Annotated in this window: 1 protein-coding gene; it reads left to right on the top strand. The window is 42.0% G+C overall.

Going from position 1 to position 1,381, the window contains the following annotated elements:
- Positions 1–242 precede the first annotated feature (242 nt).
- Positions 243–1,151, top strand: a complete 909-nt coding sequence (galU, locus tag AN394_RS21090; RefSeq protein WP_055022513.1) for a UTP--glucose-1-phosphate uridylyltransferase GalU — start codon at positions 243–245, stop codon at positions 1,149–1,151.
- Positions 1,152–1,381: the final 230 nt, after the last annotated feature.

The raw sequence follows: 1,381 nt of genomic DNA, 5'->3' as shown, positions 1-1,381 counted from the left end.
TCCTAGCTCCTAGCTCCTAGCTCCTAGCTCCTAGCTCCTAGCTCCTAGCTCCTAGCTCCTAGCTCCTAGCTCCTAGCTCCTAGCTCCTAAATCCTAGAATCTATCGGTTCTTGTTCATCCTCCGTCAATATTATTACTGCTAACTTGGTTATAAATCTTTTTTTACTATTGCGCAAAATGAGTTAATAACTCATACTTTGTAATTATTTATTCTTATCACTACAATTAAGGGACTAAACATTATGAAAGCTGTCATTCCTGTTGCAGGCCTTGGTACGCGTATGTTACCGATGACAAAGGCTATTCCTAAAGAAATGCTGCCGCTGGTTGATAAACCACTTATTCAATATATAGTAAACGAATGTGTTGCTGCGGGTATTAAAGAAGTTGTATTGGTTACGCATAGCTCTAAAAATGCTATAGAAAACCACTTTGATACGAGCTTTGAGCTCGAAGCAACCCTCGAAAAACGTGTAAAGCGTACCTTGCTTGAAGAAGTGCGTTCTATTTGCCCAGCTGATGTAACCATTATGCACGTACGCCAAGGCGAGGCTAAAGGATTAGGCCATGCTGTTATGTGTGCAAAACCAATCGTGGGTGATGACGATTTTGTTGTTGTACTGCCAGACGTAATTTTAGATAGCTACACAGCAGATCAAAAAACCGAAAACATTGCAGCTATGATCAAGCGCTTTAATGAAGTTAAAGCAAGCCAAATCATGCTTGAGCCAGTACCACAAGAAAACGTACATAAATATGGTATTGCAGATATCGGTGGCGTGAAAATTAATGCAGGCGAAAGTGCACCAATCAAAACCATGGTCGAAAAGCCTAAAGCTGAAGAAGCGCCATCTAATTTAGCCGTTGTTGGGCGTTACGTTCTATCTAAAGCGATTTGGCCATTACTTGCTAAAACACCAGCGGGTGCAGGTGGCGAAATTCAGCTTACCGATGCTATCGATGAGTTAATGAAGCACGAAATCGTTGAGGCATTCCACATGAGTGGTCGTGCTCACGACTGCGGTGACAAACTTGGCTACTTAAAAGCGATTGTAGAATACAGCATGCGTGACGAAAACTTAGGTGAAGAATTTACAGATTTCGTAGCTGAAATGGTAGCGCCAGCAGAGCGACATTTAAAAGCTGTTTAAAAAGAAGATATTAGATATCAGAGGTCAGGTATCAGTCGATAGATATAAGACTTCAGAAGTTAGATATCAGGCTTTAGTGGTTAGAAGTTAGTTAATTGCTTTTAACCACTTGCTTTATTCCACCCCCAATAAAATCTTGTTCACCTAGCACCTAGCACCTAGCACCTAGCACCTAGCACCTAGCACCTAGCACCTAGCACCTAGCACCTAGCACCTAGCACCTAGCACCT

The sequence above is a fragment of the Pseudoalteromonas sp. P1-26 genome, assembly GCF_001401795.1.
Taxonomy (GTDB): domain Bacteria; phylum Pseudomonadota; class Gammaproteobacteria; order Enterobacterales; family Alteromonadaceae; genus Pseudoalteromonas.
Note: the sequence above shows the minus strand (reverse complement) of the source record. Positions and strands in the feature narration are given on the sequence as shown.